Below are 535 nucleotides of genomic sequence, written 5' to 3'. Positions count from 1 at the left end.
GGTCGTGGCCCCGCCGATGGCCGGCGCGCTCGGCATGTCGACTCTCGCGTTCGTCGGCTTCGAGACGCTCGCCGCGCTCATCTGGGCCGGTGCGCTGCTCGCGCTCGGCGCCGTCTTCAGCGCGCAGATCCGGGACGTGCTCGCGGTGATGTCGACGTTCGGCGCGGTTGCGCTGCTGGCCCTGGCGGTGCTGTTCGTGATCTACCTCGGCGTGCGCTACCTGCGCCGGCGCGCGTTCCTGCGCGAGGTCGGCWTGTCTCGCATCAGCGTCGGCGAACTGCGCGATCTGATCGAGACCGGCGCACAGCCGGTCGTGATCGACGTGCGCTCCGACGTCGGGCGTTCGCTCGATGCGCGCCGCATCCCCGGGGCGCTCGGCGTCGAGCTGGCCGGGCTGAAGCGCCCGCTCATCGCGACCCTGCCGCGCGACCGCGAGATCGTGCTGTATTGCAACTGCCCGAACGAAGCATCCGCGGCCACCGCGGCGCGCGTGCTCGCGTCGCACGGTTTCACACGCGTGCGCCCGCTCGCCGGC

At 72.7% G+C, this 535-nt stretch carries 1 protein-coding gene; it reads left to right on the top strand.

Annotation, left to right across the window (positions count from 1 at the left end; translation table 11 throughout):
* Positions 1–16 precede the first annotated feature (16 nt).
* Positions 17–535, top strand: a 519-nt coding sequence (locus ACXRVZ_RS27745; RefSeq protein ID WP_458233151.1) for a rhodanese-like domain-containing protein, incomplete at its 3' end; no start/stop codon positions are given.

This window comes from Roseateles sp. P5_E8 (assembly GCF_054177665.1).
Note: the sequence above shows the minus strand (reverse complement) of the source record. Positions and strands in the feature narration are given on the sequence as shown.